This window comes from Bacillus cereus group sp. BfR-BA-01316, from assembly GCF_022664195.1.
Classification (GTDB): domain Bacteria; phylum Bacillota; class Bacilli; order Bacillales; family Bacillaceae_G; genus Bacillus_A.
This window is the reverse complement of record NZ_JAKUGX010000010.1, coordinates 96,702-121,110: the sequence shown is the minus strand read 5'-3', so window position 1 is coordinate 121,110 and position 24,409 is coordinate 96,702. Positions and strand designations below refer to the sequence as shown.

Genomic DNA, 24,409 nt, shown 5'->3' with positions numbered 1-24,409 from the left:
TTATTTAATTTCCATTCAAATTAAACTATTCGAATATATCTTAACTTACGAATTTCGGAGGTAGTTTATCATGTTTTGGCTACAATTTCTTACGTTACTACTCTGCATTTTTATTGGTGCACGCTTAGGCGGAGTTGGTCTAGGAGTAATGGGTGGCGTTGGTATGGCAATACTTGTTTTCGTCTTCCACTTACAACCTACAGCTCCTCCTATTGATGTAATGCTTATGATTTTAGCAGTAATTACAGCTGCCGGTGCTTTGCAAGCTGCTGGAGGAATGGATTATCTCGTCCACCTTGCTGAGAAAGCATTACGAAAAAATCCAAAGCGCATTACATTTTTTGCTCCTATTGTTACTTATTTATTCACGCTATGCGCGGGAACTGGTCATGTCGCTTATTCTGTACTTCCCGTTATCGCCGAAGTATCTCGCGAATCAGGAATTAGACCTGAACGACCAATGTCAATTGCCGTTATCGCTTCCCAGCAAGCCATTACAGCTAGTCCAATATCGGCTGCAACAGTTGCACTTTTAGCAATGTTAGCCGACTATAAAATCACCTTGTTAGATATTTTAAAAGTTAGTATCCCTTCTACTTTCATCGCTTGTATGGTAGCTGCATTCGTTGCTAGTAAAATGGGAAAAGAATTAAATGAAGACCCTGAATACTTGAAGCGATTAAAAGAGGGAATGATTCCTAAACTTGAAGAGAAAAAAGAATTTATAGGTTCAAAAGGTGCGAAATTATCAGTTATTCTTTTCCTAGTCGCAACTTTCCTTGTTGTACTTCTCGGTTCATTTGAAACACTTCGTCCAGGATGGATGGTTGATGGGAAATTAGTTCGTCTGTCAATGCCAAACACAATTGAAATGGTCATGTTAACTATTGCTGCTCTTATTATTATTTTCTGTAAACCGAATGTGGAAAGTATTGTAACTGGTAACGTCTTTAAAGCGGGCGCAACAGCAGTTGTTGCTATTTTTGGTATCGCTTGGATGGGAGATACTTTCTTCAACGGAAACTTAAATATAATTCAAGGATCAATTCAACACTTAGTGACAAGTGCACCATGGCTATTTGCTATCGCACTATTCATTCTATCTATTTTACTGTATAGCCAAGCAGCAACAGTTCGTGCTTTAATGCCACTTGGACTATCACTTGGTATTCCGCCAGCATTACTTATTGCAATGTTCCCTGCAGTAAATGGATACTTCTTCATTCCAAACTACGGGACAATTGTTGCTGCAATTAATTTTGATCGCACTGGTACAACAGGAATTGGTAAATATGTTTTAAATCATAGCTTTATGATTCCTGGCCTGATCGCAACCTTTACTTCTATCGGAATTGGAATGCTCTTAATTTCAATTATGTTTTAAATAAAAGCACAAACCTACAATTTCAAAGGGTTTGTGCTTTTTTAATCAAACGTTTGTTTAAATAAAGTGAAACTTTAATCAGTGGGGTTTTTATTCATCCCCCACTGATTATTAGCCCGCACCAATCGGGCTTTTACGGGCGTAAGACCCCCACCTAACTTCTTTTCTCCGGCCGAATTTTGAGGTGGGAGTCTTACTGCTCACAAATAGCGGGATAAACGAAACAACTCATTTTGCGACTCTACAAACTCTTATTTACTTCCTCAGCTAATTTCTTCGTACTTTCATACGCAGATTCCGCTAAGCTAATCGCTGAAATAACTGAAACACCATCCGCACCAGCTTCTATAACAGAAGCTGTATTTTCAATTGTAATCCCACCAATCCCAACGATCGGTATTGTAATCTCTTGTTCCCTAAAATACTTTAGACCTTCCGTTCCTTGAACCGCTTTCGTATCTTTTTTCGTACTCGTCGGGAAAATTGGACCAACTCCTAAATAATCAGCTCCATTTTCAATCGCCCAGCGTGCTTCTTCAATTGTATGTGTAGATACTCCAATAATTTTATCTCCCATTTTTTTACGAACAGATGTAATTCCTTCATCATCTTGTCCAACATGCACGCCATCTGCATCTAACTCGAGGGCTAGTTCCACATCATCATTTACGATGAATGGTACACCGTACTCCTTGCAAAGCGCTTGTAGTTCTTTCGCAAAATCAATACGTTTCTCTCCCGTTAAAGCCCCTTCTCCCTTTTCACGAAGTTGAAAAATTGTTATACCACCTTCTAGTGCATCTCTCAATACTTGTAGTGGCTCCTTCGTACAATTGTTACTTCCCATAATAAAATATACTGATAATAACCTAGACATTTCATCCATTGTAATACGCGACATCTAGTTCCCCTCCTTACTGTATAACCTCAATCTTTCCATACTTCTCAATATCATCTGAAGTTGTATTCGCTAACTGATTTAAAAATTCAATTTGGAAGCTTCCTGGTCCATTCTCTACTGTTTTCGAAGCCGCCATTTCTGCTGCTACTCCATAGAATGTTAATGCGGCTACTGCTGCCTTTACATAATCCTTTTCTACCGCAACAAATGCTCCTATTACAGAAGTTAGTAAACAACCTGTTCCAGTAACTTTCGTTAAAATAGGATGGCCATTTCGAATACGAATAGTTCGCTCTCCATCTGTAACAACATCTTCTTCTCCGGTAATTACCGCAACTGTATTTAATTCATCCGCTGCCTGTTTTGCAATATTTACAACATTACCATTCCCAGTACCAGCGTCTACACCTTTAATTTCCCATTTTTCATTAATAACATTAGCAATTTCAGCTGCATTTCCACGAATTATCGCTAAATCGATTTCAGCTGGAATATATCTCGCAACTTCTGTTCGATAAGAAGTTGCTCCTGCTCCAACTGGATCAAACAATACTGGTACATCATTCTTATTTGCTGATTTACCAGCAAGTAACATCGCTTCTACCTCTTCAGGACGAAGTGTACCCATATTTAAAACAAGAGCTCCCGCAATGCTAGCCATTTCTGCTATTTCTTCTTTTGCATACGCCATTACAGGCGATGCTCCTAATGCTAACAAACCGTTTGCTGTAAAATTTGTTACAACAACATTTGTAATATTATGCACGAGTGGATTAGACTCTCTCACCAATTCCACGACTTTACTAATTTCTTGTACATTCATTCTTTTCATCTCCTAACTTTAATGATGGGAGATACACAAAAAGACACTTTGCGTACGCAAAGTGTCTGAACATGTGCTTTTACACTCTCCCTACGCTGGCATTATCCAACAGGTTCAAATGGTCAATGACGGATTAGCCATACTCTCAGTTTGTATCCACAAACTCCCATGTGTTTCTTATTCACTTACTTCAGAGTCTACTCTTATTCTAGTAAAATAACAAGTTCTTTACTTTACTATATAAAAAGAGTGATAGGAACTTATAAAATGTACCCTATAGAATAGACACTGAAAAAAAAGTCTATTCTATAGGGTATTTCTTGTATAATGAGAGAAAATTGTGATCAGAGAAGGTTCAAAATGACAAAAAAGCTATTTACAAAAAGAGACATTCAAATTCTATCAAATAACCCATACATAAAATCTGTAAGTCAGAAAGGTATCACTTATACAGATGAATTTAAGCGTATTTTTATTGAGGAAAATGAGAAAGGAAAACTGCCTCGAAATATTTTTGAAGAATGTGGTTTTGATATAGATATGATTGGAATGAAACGAATTATGTCATCAGGAAGTAGATGGCGTGCTGCTTACAGAAAAAATGGTGTATTTGGTTTGCGAGATACACGCACCGAAAACGCTGGAAGAACTCTTGAGAGAGAGCTTACGTTGGAAGAGAAGTATGCTCGTTTAGAAGCCGAACGGAACTTACTAAAGGCAGAAAATGAATTGTTAAAAAAGATCAAACTTATAGAAAGATAGAAGCAATTGATAAAACAATAAGCATAATAAACAAATATCTTTTTTTCATAATTTCTTCATGGTGCAGATTATGTTCTGTCGCCATCATTTGATTTCAAACAGATTATAATCCTATCATCTTATCCCCCTCATCTATTTATAGAATGATAGCAATCATAACTCTTATTGGTAGAAACCTTTTCTTGCCTACTTATGCTTTAAATGAAATTCATTTACAATGTCAATGAATACGCCTTAAAATCTGACATTTATACAAATCCTTTATTTATATAAGTAAAACTCTCACACGTATATTTCATCACAAATAACTCAAACCGTCAGCAAGACTGAATAGAACAAAGATGTATGCTATATTTAACGTATGGAAATTTGAAAGGATGTTTTTAAATATGGCAAAAAGTATTGTAATTGCTGAAAAACCTTCTGTTGCACGTGATATCGCACGTGTACTGAAATGTGATAAAAAAGGAAACGGCTATCTTGAAGGTAGTAAATATATTGTTACTTGGGCTTTAGGTCATCTCGTTACATTAGCTGATCCAGAAAGCTATGATGTGAAATATAAAAAGTGGGATTTAGAAGATTTACCAATGCTACCTGAGCGTTTAAAACTAACAGTTATTAAACAAACAGGGAAACAGTTTAACGCTGTAAAAAGTCAGCTTCTTAGAAAAGATGTAAATGAAATCATTATAGCTACTGACGCCGGTCGTGAGGGAGAGTTAGTCGCACGCTGGATTATCGATAAAGTTAAAATGCAGAAACCGATTAAACGTTTATGGATTTCATCGGTTACCGATAAAGCAATTAAAGATGGCTTCGCAAATTTAAAACCTGGAAAAGCATATGACAATCTATATGCTTCGGCTGTCGCACGTTCAGAGGCTGACTGGTATATCGGGCTTAATGCGACTCGAGCATTAACTACTCGCTTTAATGCCCAACTAAATTGTGGTCGTGTCCAAACACCTACTGTAGCCATGATTGCAAGCCGTGAAGATGAAATCAAACATTTCAAAGCTCAAACTTACTATGGTATCGAAGCTCAAACAGCTGAGAGGTTAAAGCTAACTTGGCAAGATACAAAAGGAAATAGCCGTAGCTTTAATAAAGAAAAAACTGATGCAATCGTGAACAAAATTAGTAAACAAAATGCTACTGTTGTAGACATTGATAAAAAACAAAAGAAATCGTTCGCTCCTGGTCTTTACGATTTAACTGAACTACAACGTGATGCGAATAAAATATTTGGTTACTCTGCGAAAGAAACATTAAACATTATGCAAAAATTATATGAACAGCATAAAGTTTTAACGTACCCTCGTACAGATTCACGCTATATTTCATCTGATATTGTCGGAACACTTCCAGAGCGTCTGAAGGCGTGCGGAGTTGGAGAATACCGTCCTTTAGCACATAAAGTATTGCAGAAACCTGTAAAATCTAATAAATCATTTGTTGATGATAGTAAAGTAAGCGATCATCACGCGCTTATTCCAACAGAGAGCTATGTAAACTTCTCAGCTTTCACAGATAAAGAACGTAAAATTTATGACTTAGTTGTAAAACGTTTCTTAGCTGTTTTATTCCCGGCCTTTGAATATGAACAACTAACATTGCGCACGAAAATTGGTGACGAAACGTTCATCGCACGAGGAAAAACGATTTTACATGCTGGTTGGAAAGAGGTTTATGAAAATCGATTTGAAGATGATGATGCAATCGATGATGTAAAAGAACAAATCTTACCTCGCATCGAAAAAGGCGATACATTAAACATAAAACTAATTGTCCAAACATCAGGTCAAACAAAAGCACCTGCACGCTTTAATGAAGCAACATTACTTTCAGCGATGGAAAACCCAACAAAATACATGGATACGCAAAACAAACAACTTGCTGACACGTTAAAGTCAACTGGTGGATTAGGTACTGTAGCTACACGAGCTGATATTATCGACAAGTTATTCAATTCGTTCTTACTTGAAAAACGTGGTAAAGATATTCATATTACTTCAAAAGGCCGTCAGTTACTTGATTTAGTGCCAGAAGAACTGAAATCTCCTACACTAACTGGTGAATGGGAGCAAAAGTTAGAAGCTATCGCTAAAGGAAAATTAAAGAAAGAAGTATTCATTTCAGAAATGAAGAACTATACGAAGGAAATTGTTACTGAAATTAAATCAAGCGATAAAAAATATAAGCACGACAACATTTCAACAAAGTCTTGTCCAGACTGTGGTAAACCAATGTTAGAAGTAAACGGTAAAAAAGGTAAAATGCTTGTATGCCAAGATCGCGAATGTGGTCACCGTAAAAATGTATCCCGCACTACAAACGCACGCTGTCCTCAGTGTAAAAAGAAACTAGAACTTCGTGGTGAAGGAGCAGGCCAAATTTTCGCATGTAAATGTGGCTATCGTGAGAAACTTTCTACATTCCAAGAGAGACGTAAAAAAGAATCTGGAAACAAAGCTGATAAACGTGACGTCCAAAAATATATGAAACAACAGAACAAAGAAGAAGAAGAACCATTAAACAATCCATTCGCAGAAGCATTAAAGAAATTAAAATTTGATTAAACAAAAAGGTTCCTACCACTATCGGTAGGAACCTTTTATTTTTAATGAATAATTTTACTTCCTTTTGCGTTCTCAACAAACTTTTCACTTGATTTGTTAATTGGTTTTTTCAGTAATAATGCAGCTACAACCATGATTACTACGAAAGCACTTAACACAAGTAAATCTCTAGTTACTATATCCCAAAGCATTCCACCTACTGTTTCACGAATTGCACTAATAGCATATGTGAATGGTAAGAACGGATACAATGCTTGGAAGAACGGTGGTGTCATTTGAATTGGGAACGTGCCGCCCGATCCTGCTACTTGCAGTACAAGTAAAATGATCGCCATCGATTTCCCAACGTTTCCGAAAATAGAAACGAGTGAGTACACGATACAAACAAATACTCCCCCAATAAATAAACTAAATAACACAAACCAGAATTTATCGACTACGTACGTACCGAGTAAGAACATATCCCCCATCGATACGATAAACGCCTGTGAAAGACCTATCGTTAAGAATGTTAATAAACGTCCAAAGTATATTTCATGGCTCTTATAATTAGCGCCCTCTTCATGTACTTCTACCGTTAATAATGAAACCATTAATAATGCGCCTACCCATAATGCAAGCACTGTATAGAATGGTGACATTGCTGAACCGTAGTTCGGCATCGCAAATAATTTATTCTCTTTTAAATTTACTGGATTCGCGAAGTAATCACTTTGCTTTTCAACATCATTTTTCAATAAGCGTATGATGTCTTTTATATCCTCTTCTGATTCAAAATCACGAATTTTATTTGCTAATTCTTTAATCTTTTTCTGAGTAGCTGGCATTTCAGCTTTAATATCTGCAATTTTCTTTTGGCCATCTACTAAGCCTTTTGATGAGTCTTCAAGTAATTTTTTCACATCTGGAAGCTTCTTATTTGCCTCGCCTAAAATTTGAGATGTATTTTTAGACATCTCTTTTGTACGAGCAATTGCTGTGTTAAAGTTTGGAACAATTTCTGAATCGTATGTTGCTAAGAAATCTCCTAATTGAGCTGAAGCATTTTTAGTTGCTTCATTAATACTTTCTACAACCTCTTTTGTAGGCTTCTGTCCATTGTTAATTAGTGTAGTTGCCTTATTCGTTGCATCTATACCTTTTTGAACAGTATTTTGTGCTTTATTCAATTTTGCAATTCCATTATTAAGGTTTTTGCCACTATTTACATCTGCTAATACCTTATTTGTGCTTTCTAGAACCGGAATCGCATCACCAATTAGATTCTTAGTAGCTTGTAATTGACCATTTAAATCGTTTAAAGCTACTTTTGTGCTATCTAATCCATTAACACCTCTATTATTTACGTCTGCTATAACACCTTCAAAATTATTTTTTGCCTTATCATATTCATTTTTCACAGTATCGTATGCTTCATTTGCATCAGCTTTAGCTTCATTTGCATCAGCTTTAGCTTGATCAACTGTGCTAACTGCTTTTTTATAATCTGCTACAAATGTTTCATTGTAATCTTTTTCAGCTTGATCAATTAATCCATTTGCTGCATCTAGTTTTTGATTTGCTACATCTGTTACATCTTTCTTTACTTCTTGTCCTGTACCAATAACATTTACAATATCTTTAATACCGTTGTTTGCATTTTCCATACCGCTTTTAAGCTTAGTTAAGCGATCCACTCGCCCTTGGAAAAAGCTTTGACCAAAATCAGTCGTAGCCGATTTTTGAAGTTCAGTAAATACATTAATAAGGTATGCAACACTATCTGTACGACCTTGAAGATTTTCAGAAACCGCATTAAGATCTTGCTTTGCCTTTTCTGGATCAAACTGTCCATTTTGCAATCCATTCACAACACTTTTTCCATATGCTGTTCCTGCACGTGCTGAGTTTAAAACATTATTCGCCGTTTGATTAATATTTCTTGCAATATTTTTATAACCTTCATCATTTAACTTTGAAAGATCTGGACGTGCTGGAAACTCAGGTAATCCCTTCATACCAGAAAGGTCTATCCCTGGATTCATTAAAAAGTTCGTAAACGTATTTGCTTTGTCCATTACATCTTTAGCCGTTGTTAAATGATTTCGTATCGTCCCAGGTGCATTTTGCAATGTTTCATCATTTCTCGCAAAGAACTTATCTAAATTCCCTAACGCTTCTTGCCCATCATTAATAACACTCTCTACAACTGGCAACTCTTTCTGCGCTACCTTCACAACATCTTCTGCCCGAGTCGCATCATCTAATGCCTTATCCACAAGTGTATTCATTTCTGGGAACTGCGCTTCTAACTTAAATACGAGATCCTTGACCTTCTCAATACTTGGTAAGTTAGTTTCTAAATCGATTCCAAGGTCATTGAAGATTTTAAAAATCTCACCGTTTGCTGTTTTAACAAAGTTTTTACTAACCTCTTCTGTAAGACCCGATGCACCTTTAGCTGTAATCTTCGGTGCAATGGCATTCACCTTTTCATTTACGTAATAATCAATTTCCGGTTTCTGTGGATTTTCATTCAAGACTGTTGCAATCTTTTCAGAAAAATCTTTTGGAATAGTAATACTTGCGGAATAATCTCCACGCTCTACTCCATAAATTGCTTGCTTTTCATCGACAAACTTCCACCCAAAATTTTTGTCCTTCTTAAGTGAATCTACAATTTCTTTCCCAATGTTAATATCTTTCCCTCTTAAATTCGACCCAACATCTTGGTTAGAAACTGCAATCTGGATTCCTTTCGTATTTCCGTAAGGATCCCAAGAGGCTTTAATGTTAAACCATGCATATAACGATGGTAGAACCATCAAACCTAATACAATAACAATTGCAGCCCAATGTTTGGCTACATTCCGTAAATCTGTCTTATAAATACGCCAAATCTGTTTCATATAAGCAATCACCTAATTATATATTTTTCCTTCTTTAGAAAATGATACATACATTTTGTAATTATATCACTTTCTACATCGTGGATTAAACGAAAACATACTATTTTTCCCATTAAATATTTCACTTACTTCATTATATAACGAAGTAAAAAAAGTATGCATACAAAATGACCAAATTAGTTTTACATTCAATAATAACAAATATATAGGAAATGTCATAAAAAATACAAGTATTTTCTCTTGGGAATACTTGTATTTATCAAAAAACCCTCCCAGCTTTTCATTATCTGTGAGGGTTTCTTCTATTATATACCTAATTGTACTTCTACACCGAAATGATCAGAAATTACATTTCGATTTGTGCCATTAAAAATGACTTTTGAAGAATTAACTGTTTTACTTTGATTGCTTAATATTAGGTCGATTCGTAAGTTTTGTTTATTTTTATCCCAACCAGCAATTTCACCTTGGACAGTTGTTCCTTCATCCTTCTCTATCGCTAGTTCATATGTGTCATATAAACCTTTTTGCATCATATACTCATAGCCCTCTCCTTCCAAACGAGCATTGTTATTAAAATCACCCATTAAGAAGGAAAGTTCATTGCTATTTACACGCTCCATTAAACGATCAACTTGGTCTTTGAATGATTCTTCTTCATCATTCCACCAACCGAGATGGCAAGAATAAAACGTTATATTCTTATCATTATAAGCAATTGTTGCACTTACAATTTTGCGTGTTTTCCAATACGTTGTATCCTTATTTTCTGAGACAAAGAACGTATCTTCCTTTACAATGTTGTGCTTTGTTATAATTGCTAATCCTTCTTCGTACACATCATATCCAATATGAGAGAAATCCCAAATAATATTGTATTCTTTTACATTTAATGCTCTTAACTCTTCTAGCAGTAAAAGTCCAAAATTATCTTTTTTCTTGTTACCGCATACATTTTCAGCTTGTATAGACTGACTTACTTCTTGCAATGCGATCACATCATAATCTTCTTCTTGAATTACTTTAGCAAGATACTTTATTTTTTCAATTTGATTCTCTTCTTGCCAAGAGTGACAATTTAAAGTTAGCAATTTCATATTATTACGCACCTAACATATCTTGAATGTCTGACTTTAATACGTCAGCTTTCGGGCCATATACTGCTTGTACACCTTTATCTTTAACGATAAGTCCTAAAGCACCATTTTGTTTCCATTGTGCTTCTGGTGCAACAACATCTAAATCTTTTACTGTTACACGTAAACGTGTCATACAAGCATCTACGTCAGCAATATTATCTTTTCCACCCAATAAATTAATAACTTTTGTTGCTAATGAACCATCTTGTACATTTCCTGTTCCTTCTGATGACTCATCTTCATTATCAATATAGTTACCTGCACGTCCTGGTGTTGGTAAATTGAATTTTTTAATTAAGAAGTTGAATAATGTAAAGTTAAGACCGAAGAACACTAATGAAACAATGACAAAGTTGATTAAATCTCTCGTTAAACCTGCATTGACCATCATTGGTGTACGTGTAATTAACTCAATAAACCCAAATGCATGAACACGTAAATGAATCAAATCTGCTAATGCGAATGCAAGTCCTGTTGTAATTGCATATACAACATATAATACTGGTGCAATAAACATGAACATGAATTCAATTGGTTCTGTAACACCTGTTAAGAATACTGCTAATGCTGCTGATAAGAACATTGGTTTATATTTTGCACGCTTATCTTTATCTACGTTACGGAACATCGCGAATGCGATACCCATTAATGCTGCTGATGAACCAATAACTTGTCCAGCTTTGAAACGAGCTGGTACAACATTATTTAATAAATCGTTATATGCTTTCGTATCTCCATTTGCTAATAAGTTATTTAAATCTGTAATCCATGCAAGCCATAATGGATCTTGTCCTGCTACAATTTGTCCAACCTTTGAGCCAGTTAACATCGTATATGTTCCGCCTAGCTCTGTGTAGTTCATCGGAATCGTTAACATATGATGTAATCCAAATGGTAATAATAAACGTTCTAACGTTCCGTATACAAACGGTGCAACAACTGGTGCACTATCTTTAGATGCTGCAATCCAGCGACCAAATTCATTTAATCCACTTTGGATAAATGGCCATACAAGTGATAATACAATCGCAGTGACTGTAGACCAAACAATTACAACGAATGGTACGAATCGTTTTCCATTAAAGAATGCTAGTGCCTGTGGCAGTTTATTATAATTGTAGTATTTGTTATATAGAGTAGCTCCTAAGAAACCTGTGATAATCCCTACGAAAACTCCCATGTTTAATGCTGGTGCACCAAGTACAGAAGTGAAATAATCTTTTACAAGTAAATCACCTGCTAATGATGAAGAAACTGTCGCTTTTGAATCCGCTAACATTTGGGCGTTTACGCCAAAGATAGCTCCTGTAATTCTGTTTGTTAAGACGAATGCTAATAGTGCTGCAAATGCACCACCTGCGCGATCCTTCGCCCAAGATCCCCCAATTGCTACTGCGAATAAAATGTGTAGATTTGTAATAATTGCCCAACCGATGTCTTCCATTACGCGAGCAATTGTATGAACTGCGTTAATATCCCCAGCAGACATCCCAATTAACTTACCGATGGAAATCATTAAGCCAGCTGCCGGCATTACAGCTACAACAACTAATAACGCTTTCCCGAACTTTTGCCAAAAATCAAAAGACGTAATTTTCATCTGTTCTTCCTCCCTTTATTTATAACAACATAATGATTTAAATTATAATTTCTGTTTCTATTATGAAAACGATTCCTTACATCCCTTCTTTTTTGTTACGCAACCGTTTTCATAAATCTATTTTAATAAAAGCGTTTTCACATTGCAATAGAAATTTATTTTTTTTCATAAAAAAAGATGCTCTAAGAGCATCCTTTTTTATTATGCAATGCGATAAACCCTTGTTTCATAAGGTTTTAACGTGATTGTAGTTAATTGATCATGTTCGGCAACTTTATAGTTATTTAAAAGCAAACGTTTGCGTTCTAGTGCAAATGTATCCTCATTATACACTGCTTCCTCTTTCGAGATATTACTAATAACAATGATTTTTTCATCGTTTAATGTACGAGTATATGCGTAAATTTGCGGATTATCTTCTAAAAGTAAATCATACGTACCATAATTTAATACATCGTTCTCTTTTTTCAAGGCAATCATTTTTTTATAGAAATTGAAAATAGATCCCTCTTCATTTTTCTGCTTTTCAACATTAATTTCTTCATAATTTGGATTCATGCCAAACCAAGGTGTGCTCGTTGTAAATCCAGCATTACTTTCAGCACTCCACTGCATAGGTGTACGTGAATTATCGCGGCAAGAAGCCCATATAATTTCCATCATATCTTGATGCGATACTCCTTCTGCAATTTTCTCACGATATAAATTTTTAACTGCTACATCATCATAATCTTCAATATTTGGGAACTGAACATTTGTCATACCAATTTCTTGTCCTTGATAAATAAACGGTGTGCCGTGCATAAAGAAATACATCGCGCCTAAAGCCGTTGCACTTTCACGCCAATATTCTTTATCATTTCCCCAAGTAGACACAATACGTGGCTTATCATGATTTTCAATGTATAAAGCATTCCATCCCTTATTTTCTAAACCTTTTTGCCACTTTGTTAATACTTTTTTCAACTCAACAACGTCAAGATCTTTCTTCTTTTCTGCATCCCATAAGCTTAAATGCTCAAATTGGAATACCATATTGAATTTACCGTTCTCTTCTCCAACCCAAAGATCAGCATCTTCAACTTTCACACCATTTGCTTCTCCAACAGTCATAATATCGTATTTAGCAAATGTGTTTTCTTTTAATTCTTCTAGTAATGGCTGAATACCATTGACATTCATATGTTTGTCAAAAGAAGGCACATACTTTAACCCTTTTGGGTTTGGCATATCCTGTAAACCATCTTCTTTTTTTATGTGGCTAATCGCATCGACGCGGAAACCATCAATACCTTTATCAAGCCACCAATTAACAGTATCATATAAAACTTCACGAACTTCTTTATTCTCCCAGTTTAAATCTGGTTGTTTACGCGAGAATAAATGTAAATAATATTGCTCTGTCACTTCATCATATTCCCATGCAGAACCATTAAAAATACTTTCCCAATTGTTTGGTTCCACGCCGTCTTTACCATCCTGCCAAATATACCAATCACGCTTCGGATTCTCTTTAGAAGAACGTGATTCAATAAACCACGGATGTTCATCACTTGTATGATTAATAACTAAATCAATAATAAGCTTCATGTCACGCTTATGAACTTCATCTAGTAATGCATCAAAGTCTTCCATCGTACCAAATTCATCCATAATATCTTGATAATCACTAATATCATAACCATTATCGTCATTAGGTGATTTATACATTGGACAAATCCAAATTACATCTATACCTAAATCTTTTAAATAATCTAGTTTTGCAATAATACCTTGTAAATCTCCAATACCATCACCATTTGAATCCATAAAGCTGCGTGGATAAATTTGATAAGCAACCGCTTCTTTCCACCATGTCTTATTCATAATCATTCTCTCCTTTTGCACCCCATTGAAATTTATGCAAACGTTTTCGTAACACTATCATAACAAAATATGAATAGTTTGCAACTGTTTTCATTGAACTCTATGTAGATTCCTTATTCTTATGCTTTATTTATTTCTCACAAAGGCAAATCTCATTCCTCACCTGCTCTTGTCCACGCACGTTACATACGCTTTTCATATATTAATTAAAAGCACTGCTTATTTTAGAAAGGAGTGATAAATTGAAACAAACAAAATTAACAGGTCGTATCGTTGTTCCCTCAGATCCTGACTATGACGTAGCCCGAATGAATTTAAATTTAAGTATTCCAAAACTCCCTTGTATTATTGTTTTTTGCCAAAATAAAAATGATGTCTGTAACGCCTTAAAATGGGCACGCGAACGTCATATACCATTTCGCTTAAGAAGTGGACGTCATAGCTATGAAAATTTCTCTCTTTTAAATCACGGACTTATTATTGATTTGAGTGAAATGAATAGAATTACTGTCCATACAGGGAATTTAGCAGCAACAATTGAGGCTGGCGCAAATCTAGGTACTGTTTATAAAGAGCTTTGGAAATATGGTGTTACAATACCAGCTGGTACAAGTGCAAGCGTTGGAATTGTTGGATTAACACTTGGCGGTGGAATCGGCATGCTTTCACGCTTATTTGGATTAACATGTGATCAATTAGTAGAAGTTGAAATGGTACAAGCATGTGGAAAGTTTGGTGCAAAAACCATTCGTGCCAATGAAAAGGAAAACCCTAACCTTTTTTGGGCATGCCGCGGTGGTGGTGGTGGAAATTTCGGAATTGTTACTTCCTTAACTTTTCGGACCCATCCTATAAAAAACGTATCCATTTTCTCAATCACATGGGAATGGGATGACTTTGTTGCTGCATTTCAAGCTTGGCAAAACTGGGCGCCTTATATAGATGAGCGTCTTACTTCATCAATTGAATTATTCTCCAAACAACGAAGTAAAATCGAAGTGAAAGGTGAATTTGTCGGCCCTCCCTCTGAACTCTATCTCTTATTATCCCCACTTCTTGAAACTGGTAATCCTTCTCTATTTATAGATGAAGTTCCTTATATAAAGGCTGTTCAATTCTTTAACAGTGGTAATATTCCTGAAAACTTCAAACGCTCTGGTTCCTATGTATATAAACCTATCCCTCTTAAAGGCATTCAAATCTTACAACATTTCCTTTCTCATGCACCGAATAAAGATGCGAGTATTTGGCACCAATCACTCGTAGGTGCTGTAGAAAATATCTCTCCTAATGAAACTGCTTATTTCCATCGCAAGGCAATCATTGCTCAAGAATATATTACCTCTTGGAAATGCGACGATGAAGAAAATCGAAATATACGCTGGGTTAAAGATTTACGAGAAAGCTTAGCGCCTTATACACTAGGTGACTATGTCAATTGGCCCGATATCGACATAAAAAATTGGCAAACTAGTTATTATGGATCTAACTTTCAAAGGTTACGTAAAGTGAAGACTGCATATGACCCTTGTAATGTTTTTCGTTTTCAACAAAGCATTCCTCCTTTCCATACGTAAAAAAGGAGGAATAAAATAAAAAATCATCCAACATGTCCGCTGCCTTATAGCATGTTGGATGATTCAAGTTAATGTTCTATATCGTTTCAAATTATTGCTCCTACTCATAAACTTTCAATTACGGGTTAATTGTATTTCTCATCATTTTCATGCAATGAATGTAATTTAATATTTGGTACTTTATCTTTTTCAATACTGCTATTATAAACAACAGGAATTTGAAATTCGAATTGCTTTGTCTCATGTTTTTGTAAATAGACTGGTTTCGGTACTTGATAACTTTTTGAATTCTCGTTTGCATTATCATATAAAACAACTTTTAATGCTTGTGAATGATTCCGATAATTTTTTAAAGTAACAATGCACTTTTGTTCGATATCCTCTCCATTTTTCTCCATTCTACACTGGCTATCTTCTTTTTTATATTCTATTGCTTCTACCCCTGTTTTTCCTGCGTAGTACCATGTTTTATTCAATGTCTGGAGGATGTTATTTAAAATAAACGGCATCATTAAAATCAATATACTAATGCCTACTACTTTTATCTTATTCATTGTTCTAAATGTACTAGATTCCTTTTTTCCTAGCCATTTTAAGAATAATATAAATGCAATTACATGTAGTACGAAAGAAACAATCAATATATTTGAGACTTTATAATCCATATAAATATATGTATGTACCGGAACCTTATAGAAATTGAATAGTTTTTCTCCAATTAATTCATTATCATTTGGAATTTTTAATAATAACAAAACCCCTATACTGTAACAAATAGCTACTAATCGATCATACTCAATTCGGACCATTCTTTCTCCCCGTCCCTTTGCTTTTTTATTATCGATTTTAGCTATTATTACCATACTATACAATCTTTTTATAGAGGATAACGTAAAAAAGCTCCTTATAAATATATAAAGAACTTTATTAATATGCAGTATGAATTAGAAAATCAATATGCAATTTTCACATAGAGATTTCCTCAAAATATGTTGGATTATGTATTGTAATTTTTTTATCCAGAATTGTAACAATACTATCATTTTTTAATTGTTTTAATACGCCGCTAACCGTCTCTCGAGACGTACCAGATATTTTCGATATTTCAATTGTTGTAAGTGGACAGGAAATTACAATCGTTTCGCCACTCTGTTCTCCTAAATCCTGCATTAAATAATTTAATGTTTGAATGACCCGATCTTGTGCATTAGGAATTGTAATATTTTGCACTCGATTTTCGTTTAGTTTTAATATCGATGATAATTGCTGAACAACGTACATTAATTGCGTCCTACTAGATTTCACCATATCTTCGAAAATTACTGTCGGAATATAATATACCTCTACATCTGTCATCGCTTCTGCCGTATAGTTATATCCTCTGTCTGTAAACATACCACCATAAGGAAAAATAGAATACCGCTTTACATAGTCATCATATAATAAATTTCCACTCTGATTTACCCGCTCTAACTTTACGAATCCATCTAACATGAAGTAAATTCTTTCTCTTGAATCCCCTTCTAAAAATAAAAATTGACCCTTTTTATAAGTTCGCCAATAGACAAACTCCGTCAAACCTTTCAATTTCTTTTCTGTTAAATGAGCAAATAATTCAAACTGCTTTAAATCTTTAACTACGTTCCGTCTATTCATAAAATTCCCTCTCTCTTGCTGTATGTTGGAGCGAAAAATCAAGAAAGCGTATTCAAGTTGAATTTTATCATAATTAACTTATATATTCGGATTTCACCATGAAAACTTTATGAACAATGAGTACAAAAAATATTAATAAATAAAAAGAATGAAGTTACTAACTTCATTCTTTTTTTACCAATAAGTAGAGTACATAATTATTTAAACATACATGCATACATCCTGTTTAGAAATAATAGTACCAGCTTTTTCTTCTAGTGCTTCATATACTTTTTCTAAAGACGTAATAATTGTTTTTCGTTTTGGATTTGTATTAACAAAATTAATAGCAGCTTCAATTTTTGGAAGCATACTTCCCGCAGCAAATTGCTGTTCCTCAATGTATTCTTCTAATTTATTCACTGTGACATGCTCTAATTTTTTTTGATTCAGTTGATTATAATTTACATACACATGATCAACTGCAGTTAAAATTACGAGCGTATCGGCATCTACTAATTCAGCTAATTTCTGCGCAGCGAAATCTTTATCGATAACCGCTTCAGTTCCTTTTAGCCCTTCTTCGGAATCAATTACTGGAATTCCACCACCGCCAACAGCTATTACTATATTTCCATCCTCGACCAAAGAATTAATCACTTTATGCTCATGAATACTTACAGGCTTCGGTGATGGAACAACACGTCTCCACCCTCTGCCAGCATCTTCTTTAAACACTGCTTTTGTTTCTTCCATTAATCTTCTGGCTTCTTCTTCTGTATAAAAAGGACCAATTGGTTTAGTTGGATTTTTAAATGCCTCATCTTTTTCATCCACGACAACGCGTGTTATAACCGTTGCTACGTCTTTTTTTATATTCCGTTTTTTCAATGCCTTTTCAATCGCATTTTCCATCCAATATCCAATCATCCCTTGGCTCATTGCACCACAAGTATCTAATGGCATTGCAGGTGTCTTTTCCGTTTCTGCAGCTTTTTGCTGTAATAAAATATTCCCCACTTGTGGGCCATTTCCATGCGCAATTACTATATCTACATCATTTTCCATTATTTTCACAAGTTGTTCCGCTGTTTTTTCTAACGCTTCTTGCTGTGCTCCCGCAGTAGCTTTTCCAGACTGTATCGCATTTCCCCCTAGTGCAACTACAATTTTTCTTCGTGCCATATTTCAGCCCTCCAGTTGATTTCGCTTTCACAGCGCTTTATAAAGTAATACTGCCTGTAATTAATCCATAAATCGCAAAGAATGCTAAAGCACCAATTGCTACCGATGATGCTAATTCTACTCGAGTAAATATTTGCTTTGAACTCTTTTGCTTTTGAACATTATAAAAAATAAAAATACCTGGCGCATATAAAGTCATTGTTAATAATAAATACTCTAAACCAGCTGCATAAACTAACCACACACCATAAATACTTGCTATCAGGCCAATTATTATATTTTTATTCCGATCTGCTCCTTCAGACTTTAAGCTATGCTTCAATTGATAAAATGCTGAAAAAGCATATGGGATTAAAATAGCTGAAGATGCTAAAGAAAATGCAAAGTTATACGCCTGATCGGAAACGATGAATGTTAATAAGAACATTTGAATTAAGCCATTTGTTATCCATAATGAATTTATTGGAGCCTTATTTTTATTTTCTTTCGCAAACCATTTTGGAAATACTCCGTCTTTAGCCGCTAAATATGGAATTTCAGAAGCGAGCAAAGTCCAACCTAACCAAGCACCTAATACAGAGATTACTAAACCTAAATTAATAAAGATAGCACCCCATTTTCCAACAACACTTTCAAATAAATAGGCCATAGCCGGGTTTTTCAAATTAGCAATATCTGCTTGCTGCATAAGTCCAAGAGACAATAATGTAATTAAAATGTAAATGATGAGTGTACCTATTAAGCCAATAACCGTTGCTTTCCCTACATCACTTCTATTTTTTGCTCGACTAGATAAAACAACAGCCCCTTCTACCCCAATGAACACCCATAAAGTTACAAGCATTGTACTTTTAACTTGGCTGCCAACCGCTCCCCATGAAAAAGAAACAGTTTGTCCCCAAAATCCATCTAGGAACGTATCAATATGAAACGCGAAGATTCCTATGACAATAAATACAAATACAGGTACTAATTTTGCGATTGTAGTTACTAAATTCACAAGTGCCGCTGATTGGACTCCACGTAAAATTAACATGTGAACACACCATAATAATACGCTCGCACCAATAATAGATGCCACATTTTGACCGCCTTCAAAGATTGGGAAGAAATACCCTAATGAAGAAAATAATAATGTGCCATAAGCTACATTACCAAGCCAAGCAGATAGCCAATATCCCCACGCACTATTAAACCCCATAAAATTACCAAATCCTGCTTTTGCATAGCTAAAAATACCCCCATCTAAATCTGGCCGTTTTACAGTTAGATTTTGAAAAGATAATCCAAGCGCAATCATCCCAATTCCTGTTATAACCCAGCCAATAATAATGGCTCCAACACCAGCACCCTTTGCCATATCACTTGCTAAATTAAATGCTCCACCACCGATCATCGAACCAACTACAAGAGCCGTTAATGTAAACAACCCTAATTTCTTATCTTCACCCATTCCACTCACCTCTCTTTAATTGCAATAACAATACTAAAGCAATAGTGAATGATAGTGTCTAAAGGAGGAGAAAGAAGAAAGGAAGACTCCCTTTCTTCTTTACTCCATGTTTCCTAAATTAGCTGCCATAACCGCTTTAATTGTATGCATTCTATTTTCAGCCTGATCAAATACTTTTGAATGTTTACTGCGGAATACTTCGTCAGTTACCTCCATTTCTTTCAACCCATATTTCTCATAAACTTCCTCGCCATACATCGTTTCAACATCATGAAATGCAGGTAAACAATGTAAGAAAATCACATTTTCATTTCCTGTTTCTTTAATCATTTGCATATTTACTTGATAAGGTTTCAATAACTCGACACGTTCAGCAAATTTTTCTTCTTCTCCCATAGATACCCATACATCTGTATAGATTACATCTGCATCCGCAACAGCTTCTTCCACATTACTTGTTATCATTACCTGTTCATTATATTTTTTTGCTAAATCAATTACTTCTTGCTCTGGCCATAAAGATTCCGGTGTACAAATACGTACATCCATTCCAACGATTGCCCCACCAACTAGTAAGCTATTAGCAACATTATTTCTTCCATCGCCAACGTAAACGAGCTTCACGTTTTTTAGTTTCCCTACATGTTCTCTAATAGTTAATAAATCTGCAAGGGTTTGTGTTGGATGCCACATATCTGTTAACCCATTCCAAACGGGTACACCAGAATTTTGCGCTAAAGATTCTACAGTTTCATGATTAAACCCACGAAACTCAATTCCGTCAAACATGCGTCCCAACACTTTTGCTGTATCCTCTACGGATTCTTTTTTCCCAAGCTGAATATCACCTTTCCCTAAATATTCAGGATTCGCCCCTAAATCTGTACATGCTACTGTAAATGCGCATCGCGTACGAGTAGAAGTTTTTTCAAATAAGAGCGCTACATTTTTGCCTTCTAAATAACGATGTGGGATACCATTTTTCTTTTTCTCTTTTAATTCTGCTGCTAAATCTAGAAAATATATTAATTCCTCTTGTGTAAAATCTTTTTCAGCTAGAAAACTTCTTCCTTTTAAATTTGGTCTAGTCATTAACATACTTCATCCCTACCTTCTCCGTTATTTATACTAAATATCTTTACGAACAATTGGCATACTCATGCAACGTGGACCCCCACGACCACGAGATAATTCCGAACTTAGTACCTCAATGACTTCTATACCATGTTCCCGTAATAAAGTATTGGATACATAGTTGCGATCATATGTAACAACTACACCTGGCGCAATTGCTAATGTATTCGAGCCATCATTCCATTGTTCACGAGCAGAAGCAATTACATCTCCTCCTCCACAAGGAATAAGAACTAATTCATTTAAGCCTAATACCTCTTTTAATGCTTCCATTAAAGAAGTACGATGTGTGATTTTAAGAGTTTCTTCATCTGAGCCTTTTTCTAAAATATAAATATTCATATTTCCTTTCGGCCCTTGAATGGCCGGGTGAATTGTAAATTTGTCATAATCGACCATTGTAAATACTGTATCTAAGTGCATAAACGCTCGGCATTTTAGAATTTCTATCGCTAACACTTTCTTAATTTTATTTTGTCGGCTAAAGAGATTTTTAGCTAAACGTTCAATTGCTTTAGCTGAAGTACGGGCAGATACTCCAATTGCAATTGTTTCTTCATTTAAAATTAGCTCGTCGCCACCTTCAATTGGAAACTTATAATCACGATCTAGCCAAATTGGCACATTGTGATTTGCAAATCTTGGATGATATTTAATGATGTACTCCATGAATAATGATTCACGTCTACGCGCCGGTTCTCTCATCTTATTTATCGTTAAGCCATCACCCACGGTAGCTGCTGGATCACGAGTAAAATATAAATTAGGCATTGGGTCTAAGTAAAACGGATAATGGTCTTCCATTAATTCGTATAAATGTGTCTTCTTACTTGTTTCAATTTCGCTTTTCCGTACACCACCCATAATTTTTTGAATTAATTCTTCATTTGAAAAGGAAAGTAAATATTCTTTTAAAGTTTGATGTGCAACATTTACGTCAGCCTGTCCTTCTTCTAAAATACGATCAACAAATTCTTCTCGAAGTTTTTTATCTACTAATGCCTCAGCAGCTAGTTTTTCTAAATAAAGAACTTCAACACCCCGATTGCGTAATGTTTGTGCAAAATAATCATGCTCTTTTTGAATAATTGGTAAGTATGGAATATCATCAAATAATAATTGTTGCAAATAATCTGGCGTTAAGTTTTCCACTTCTTTACCAGGTCGTTTTAATAAAACCGTTTGTAATTCCCCAATTTCTGAAGTAACATGTATCGGATGCTTCATTTGTTGTACCTCCTTTTAAATATGTTTGATGTCTTACAAGTACATAATAAATGCTATGCGCTTTCATCTTTGTGAAAGCATCCACATTATCATTGTGAAATATTAAACAAGTTATTTTTTAAAAATCATATAAATTTGTATTTTTATAACACTTTATCCCACTTTTTCAACAAAAAAAAATATATATTACGCATATATGTTGAATATTTAACTTCCGTATTTAAACAAAAATCCTGTTTTTAATTTTTATTAAAAACAGGATTTTTCATCTAAATAATTAAATTTAACCTTTCTTCTAAAATCTCCCTATCTGATTTCGACTGAGAAATTATAAGGCATGTATCATTTCCACATATACATCCTATTTTTTCTTTCCAATCTAACTCATCAAATAAAACACCAATAACATGTGCATTACCAGGTAATGTTTTAATAACCATTAATTGATCTACACAATCAATTTTTACAACAACCTCTCGTAATTTTTTCTTTAACTTTATATCAGTTTGTAAATGCTCTTCTGAGAAAAATTTATATATCATTAATCCTTCTTGAGAAGGTACCTTCGTTAAGTTTAACTCACGAATGTCTCGAGAAACCGTAGCTTGTGTTACTAATACATCTTTTTTTGCTAACAATTCTACTAATCTTTCTTGCTTCTCTATTTCATACTCCTTTACAAATTGTTTAATTAATCGTTGTCTTTTTTCTTTTTTCATAAAAGACACCCCTTTTAATATTATAGCTCGCTATAATTTTCATCCGAAAGGGACAGAACAGAATGTTGCGGAAACGTTCATAGTTTATATCTTTTAACTATAGATATTAAATCTAGCTAAAAAAGAGAAGGACAGCATTCTGTTCTTTTCTTTACATTGAAAATCGTTCAATCGTTTGTTTTAAATCGGCTGCTTGCTTCTCTAAATCTTTTAATAATTGATCGATTACCACCATATTTTTGGACTGTTGTAGCATCACACGCGCCACTTCTTGTGAACCAGCTGACGTTTCCTCTGCAATTGCTGCTACAGCCTTTGTTTGTGATCCTGTTTGCTGAATGTGACTTACTTGTTCATTCATATAACTACTAATTTGCTTCGTAGCATCGGCTACTTCTATAATACTTGATGACATTTCTTGTAAAATCAATTCAGTAGCCTCACCACGTTTTGCTTCTTCTTTAGCTATTTTCACTTGCCTTCTCATTTTCAACGCTACTTGTTGCACTTCTTCTTGCATATTCCGTAATAATTGCGATATGTTTCTCGCAGAATGATCACTTTCATCAGCAAGTTTTCGTACCTCTTCTGCTACAACTGCAAAGCCTTTTCCATGTTCTCCTGCACGAGCCGCCTCAATAGAAGCATTTAATGCTAATAAGTTTGTTTGGCTAGCAATCTCACTTACCACAGAAACTATTTGTTCCACCTGTTTCATTCTTTCTTCTAATTTCTGTACATTTTGCAGTGAATTTTCATTTTCTTTCGCCAATGTTTGAATGCCTTGAATTAAAGAAACAAAAACACGTGTGCTTTGACCTAAATCTTGAACCATTTCTGAAGACAACCCGTCAGACTGCTTTGCTTTTTCTTCTACTTCACTCGCAATAGAAGTCGTTGTATCTACAGTAGAAACAATGGCATGAATCGATGCTGCTGATTGCTCTGCACCTAAAGAAATTTCTGCAAGTGTCTCAGATACACCTTGCGATTGCCTTGTTGCTTCGCTTGTTTGTTTCCTAATTCGCTGAACTTGATTATTCGTATACGAGAATGTAGTATCAATATTTTTCACCATTATCCTTAAGTTTCCTAGCATCATATTAAATGCAACACTTAAAGATTTAATCTCATCATCTGTCTTTGGCAATGGGACATCTTCACGAATATCACCATCAGCCGCTTTCCTTGCAGCTTCCTCTAACTTCCGAAGTGGTTTAATTAAAAATATGGCTGCCCCATATGCTAAAATTCCAGACCATACTACACCTAATAACATAACGATAATATTATAAACAGTTTGACTTACATAACTTTGAAAATAATCATATATAACGTAAATAAAAAATAAACTTGTTGAATATGTAATTAAAGCTAAAACTGTAGTAAATAGCATAAGCTGTATACGTAAACCAAAGGAAAATGTTTTCCTTTCTTTTCCCATCTCTTCTTTCCCCCTTCTTATAAGCAATATAAGTACTACCTATATATTATTATCCATATTTTCGCTATAGAAAGATATAGAGATTTTAAA

17 protein-coding genes, 1 pseudogene and 1 riboswitch are annotated in these 24,409 nt (G+C 34.8%); of the genes and pseudogenes, 4 read left to right on the top strand and 14 right to left on the bottom strand.

What is annotated here, in order from left to right; translation table 11 throughout:
- Positions 1–70: 70 nt before the first annotated feature.
- On the top strand, positions 71–1,384 hold the full coding sequence (locus MR071_RS10860; RefSeq protein ID WP_105586286.1) for an anaerobic C4-dicarboxylate transporter family protein: 1,314 nt from the start codon (positions 71–73) through the stop codon (positions 1,382–1,384).
- 241 nt (positions 1,385–1,625) lie between these two features.
- Here the strand turns inward: MR071_RS10860 and thiE are convergent, their stop codons facing one another.
- Both thiE and thiM read right to left on the bottom strand, forming a co-directional pair.
- On the bottom strand, positions 1,626–2,285 hold the full coding sequence (gene thiE, locus MR071_RS10855; protein ID WP_105586285.1) for a thiamine phosphate synthase: 660 nt from the start codon (positions 2,283–2,285) through the stop codon (positions 1,626–1,628).
- Positions 2,286–2,298: 13 nt separating this feature from the next.
- Positions 2,299–3,108, bottom strand: coding sequence for a hydroxyethylthiazole kinase (thiM, locus tag MR071_RS10850; protein WP_242236004.1), 810 nt, complete (start codon positions 3,106–3,108; stop codon positions 2,299–2,301).
- 70 nt (positions 3,109–3,178) lie between these two features.
- Positions 3,179–3,288, bottom strand: a riboswitch (TPP riboswitch).
- Between the two features lie 147 nt (positions 3,289–3,435).
- Between thiM and MR071_RS10845 the strand changes: the two are divergent.
- Together MR071_RS10845 and topB are read left to right on the top strand one after the other, a co-directional pair.
- Positions 3,436–3,864, top strand: a pseudogene (locus MR071_RS10845) (HTH domain-containing protein); the annotation flags it as partial.
- Between the two features lie 395 nt (positions 3,865–4,259).
- Positions 4,260–6,452 (top strand): DNA topoisomerase III, encoded by a 2,193-nt coding sequence (gene topB / locus MR071_RS10840; RefSeq protein ID WP_242236002.1) that lies wholly within the window; start codon positions 4,260–4,262, stop codon positions 6,450–6,452.
- A gap of 41 nt (positions 6,453–6,493) precedes the next feature.
- Here topB and MR071_RS10835 read toward each other — a convergent pair whose 3' ends face one another.
- The 4 genes from MR071_RS10835 to MR071_RS10820 all read right to left on the bottom strand — a co-directional run bounded on the left by MR071_RS10835 (position 6,494) and on the right by MR071_RS10820 (position 13,945).
- On the bottom strand, positions 6,494–9,340 hold the full coding sequence (locus tag MR071_RS10835; RefSeq protein ID WP_242236000.1) for a YhgE/Pip domain-containing protein: 2,847 nt from the start codon (positions 9,338–9,340) through the stop codon (positions 6,494–6,496).
- Between the two features lie 305 nt (positions 9,341–9,645).
- A complete protein-coding gene (locus MR071_RS10830; protein WP_242235999.1) occupies positions 9,646–10,437 on the bottom strand; it encodes an endonuclease/exonuclease/phosphatase family protein in 792 nt (263 codons plus the stop codon).
- A 4-nt stretch (positions 10,438–10,441) separates the two neighbouring features.
- Entirely contained in the window at positions 10,442–12,079 is a 1,638-nt protein-coding gene (locus tag MR071_RS10825) for a PTS transporter subunit IIBC (RefSeq protein ID WP_242235997.1), read from the bottom strand.
- A 201-nt stretch (positions 12,080–12,280) separates the two neighbouring features.
- Entirely contained in the window at positions 12,281–13,945 is a 1,665-nt protein-coding gene (locus tag MR071_RS10820; protein WP_242235996.1) for a glycoside hydrolase family 13 protein, read from the bottom strand.
- Positions 13,946–14,187: 242 nt separating this feature from the next.
- Between MR071_RS10820 and MR071_RS10815 the strand changes: the two genes are divergently transcribed.
- Positions 14,188–15,522: an FAD-binding oxidoreductase gene (locus MR071_RS10815; RefSeq protein WP_242235994.1), complete on the top strand. Its 1,335-nt coding sequence runs from the start codon at positions 14,188–14,190 to the stop codon at positions 15,520–15,522.
- Positions 15,523–15,647: 125 nt separating this feature from the next.
- On the opposite strand, the gene MR071_RS10810 is transcribed toward MR071_RS10815, so the two are convergent.
- The 8 genes from MR071_RS10810 to MR071_RS10775 form a co-directional block, all read right to left on the bottom strand.
- On the bottom strand, positions 15,648–16,331 hold the full coding sequence (locus MR071_RS10810; protein ID WP_242235991.1) for an ABC transporter permease: 684 nt from the start codon (positions 16,329–16,331) through the stop codon (positions 15,648–15,650).
- A 157-nt stretch (positions 16,332–16,488) separates the two neighbouring features.
- Positions 16,489–17,178, bottom strand: a complete 690-nt coding sequence (locus MR071_RS10805; RefSeq protein ID WP_001081909.1) for a Crp/Fnr family transcriptional regulator — start codon at positions 17,176–17,178, stop codon at positions 16,489–16,491.
- Positions 17,179–17,379: 201 nt separating this feature from the next.
- A complete protein-coding gene (gene arcC / locus MR071_RS10800) occupies positions 17,380–18,342 on the bottom strand; it encodes a carbamate kinase (RefSeq protein WP_242235987.1) in 963 nt (320 codons plus the stop codon).
- Between the two features lie 37 nt (positions 18,343–18,379).
- Positions 18,380–19,795: an arginine-ornithine antiporter gene (gene arcD / locus MR071_RS10795; protein WP_242235985.1), complete on the bottom strand. Its 1,416-nt coding sequence runs from the start codon at positions 19,793–19,795 to the stop codon at positions 18,380–18,382.
- A gap of 99 nt (positions 19,796–19,894) precedes the next feature.
- The gene (argF, locus tag MR071_RS10790; RefSeq protein ID WP_242235983.1) at positions 19,895–20,893 is read right to left on the bottom strand and encodes an ornithine carbamoyltransferase; all 999 of its coding nucleotides are present in this window, start codon (positions 20,891–20,893) and stop codon (positions 19,895–19,897) included.
- Between the two features lie 30 nt (positions 20,894–20,923).
- Positions 20,924–22,156: an arginine deiminase gene (arcA, locus tag MR071_RS10785; protein WP_242235981.1), complete on the bottom strand. Its 1,233-nt coding sequence runs from the start codon at positions 22,154–22,156 to the stop codon at positions 20,924–20,926.
- A gap of 269 nt (positions 22,157–22,425) precedes the next feature.
- On the bottom strand, positions 22,426–22,875 hold the full coding sequence (gene argR / locus MR071_RS10780; RefSeq protein WP_000711835.1) for an arginine repressor: 450 nt from the start codon (positions 22,873–22,875) through the stop codon (positions 22,426–22,428).
- A gap of 151 nt (positions 22,876–23,026) precedes the next feature.
- Positions 23,027–24,319: a methyl-accepting chemotaxis protein gene (locus MR071_RS10775; protein WP_242235979.1), complete on the bottom strand. Its 1,293-nt coding sequence runs from the start codon at positions 24,317–24,319 to the stop codon at positions 23,027–23,029.
- Positions 24,320–24,409: the final 90 nt, after the last annotated feature.

Bases quoted from the DNA above. Each gene is read 5' to 3' on its own strand.
- MR071_RS10860 (WP_105586286.1), top strand. From the start codon at position 71: ATGTTTTGGCTACAATTTCTTACGTTACTACTCTGCATTTTTATTGGT.
- thiE (WP_105586285.1), bottom strand. From the start codon at position 2,285: ATGTCGCGTATTACAATGGATGAAATGTCTAGGTTATTATCAGTATAT.
- thiM (WP_242236004.1), bottom strand. From the start codon at position 3,108: ATGAATGTACAAGAAATTAGTAAAGTCGTGGAATTGGTGAGAGAGTCT.
- topB (WP_242236002.1), top strand. From the start codon at position 4,260: ATGGCAAAAAGTATTGTAATTGCTGAAAAACCTTCTGTTGCACGTGAT.
- MR071_RS10835 (WP_242236000.1), bottom strand. From the start codon at position 9,340: ATGAAACAGATTTGGCGTATTTATAAGACAGATTTACGGAATGTAGCC.
- MR071_RS10830 (WP_242235999.1), bottom strand. From the start codon at position 10,437: ATGAAATTGCTAACTTTAAATTGTCACTCTTGGCAAGAAGAGAATCAA.
- MR071_RS10825 (WP_242235997.1), bottom strand. From the start codon at position 12,079: ATGAAAATTACGTCTTTTGATTTTTGGCAAAAGTTCGGGAAAGCGTTA.
- MR071_RS10820 (WP_242235996.1), bottom strand. From the start codon at position 13,945: ATGAATAAGACATGGTGGAAAGAAGCGGTTGCTTATCAAATTTATCCA.
- MR071_RS10810 (WP_242235991.1), bottom strand. From the start codon at position 16,331: ATGGTCCGAATTGAGTATGATCGATTAGTAGCTATTTGTTACAGTATA.
- MR071_RS10805 (WP_001081909.1), bottom strand. From the start codon at position 17,178: ATGAATAGACGGAACGTAGTTAAAGATTTAAAGCAGTTTGAATTATTT.
- arcC (WP_242235987.1), bottom strand. From the start codon at position 18,342: ATGGCACGAAGAAAAATTGTAGTTGCACTAGGGGGAAATGCGATACAG.
- arcD (WP_242235985.1), bottom strand. From the start codon at position 19,795: ATGGGTGAAGATAAGAAATTAGGGTTGTTTACATTAACGGCTCTTGTA.
- argF (WP_242235983.1), bottom strand. From the start codon at position 20,893: ATGTTAATGACTAGACCAAATTTAAAAGGAAGAAGTTTTCTAGCTGAA.
- arcA (WP_242235981.1), bottom strand. From the start codon at position 22,156: ATGAAGCATCCGATACATGTTACTTCAGAAATTGGGGAATTACAAACG.
- argR (WP_000711835.1), bottom strand. From the start codon at position 22,875: ATGAAAAAAGAAAAAAGACAACGATTAATTAAACAATTTGTAAAGGAG.
- MR071_RS10775 (WP_242235979.1), bottom strand. From the start codon at position 24,319: ATGGGAAAAGAAAGGAAAACATTTTCCTTTGGTTTACGTATACAGCTT.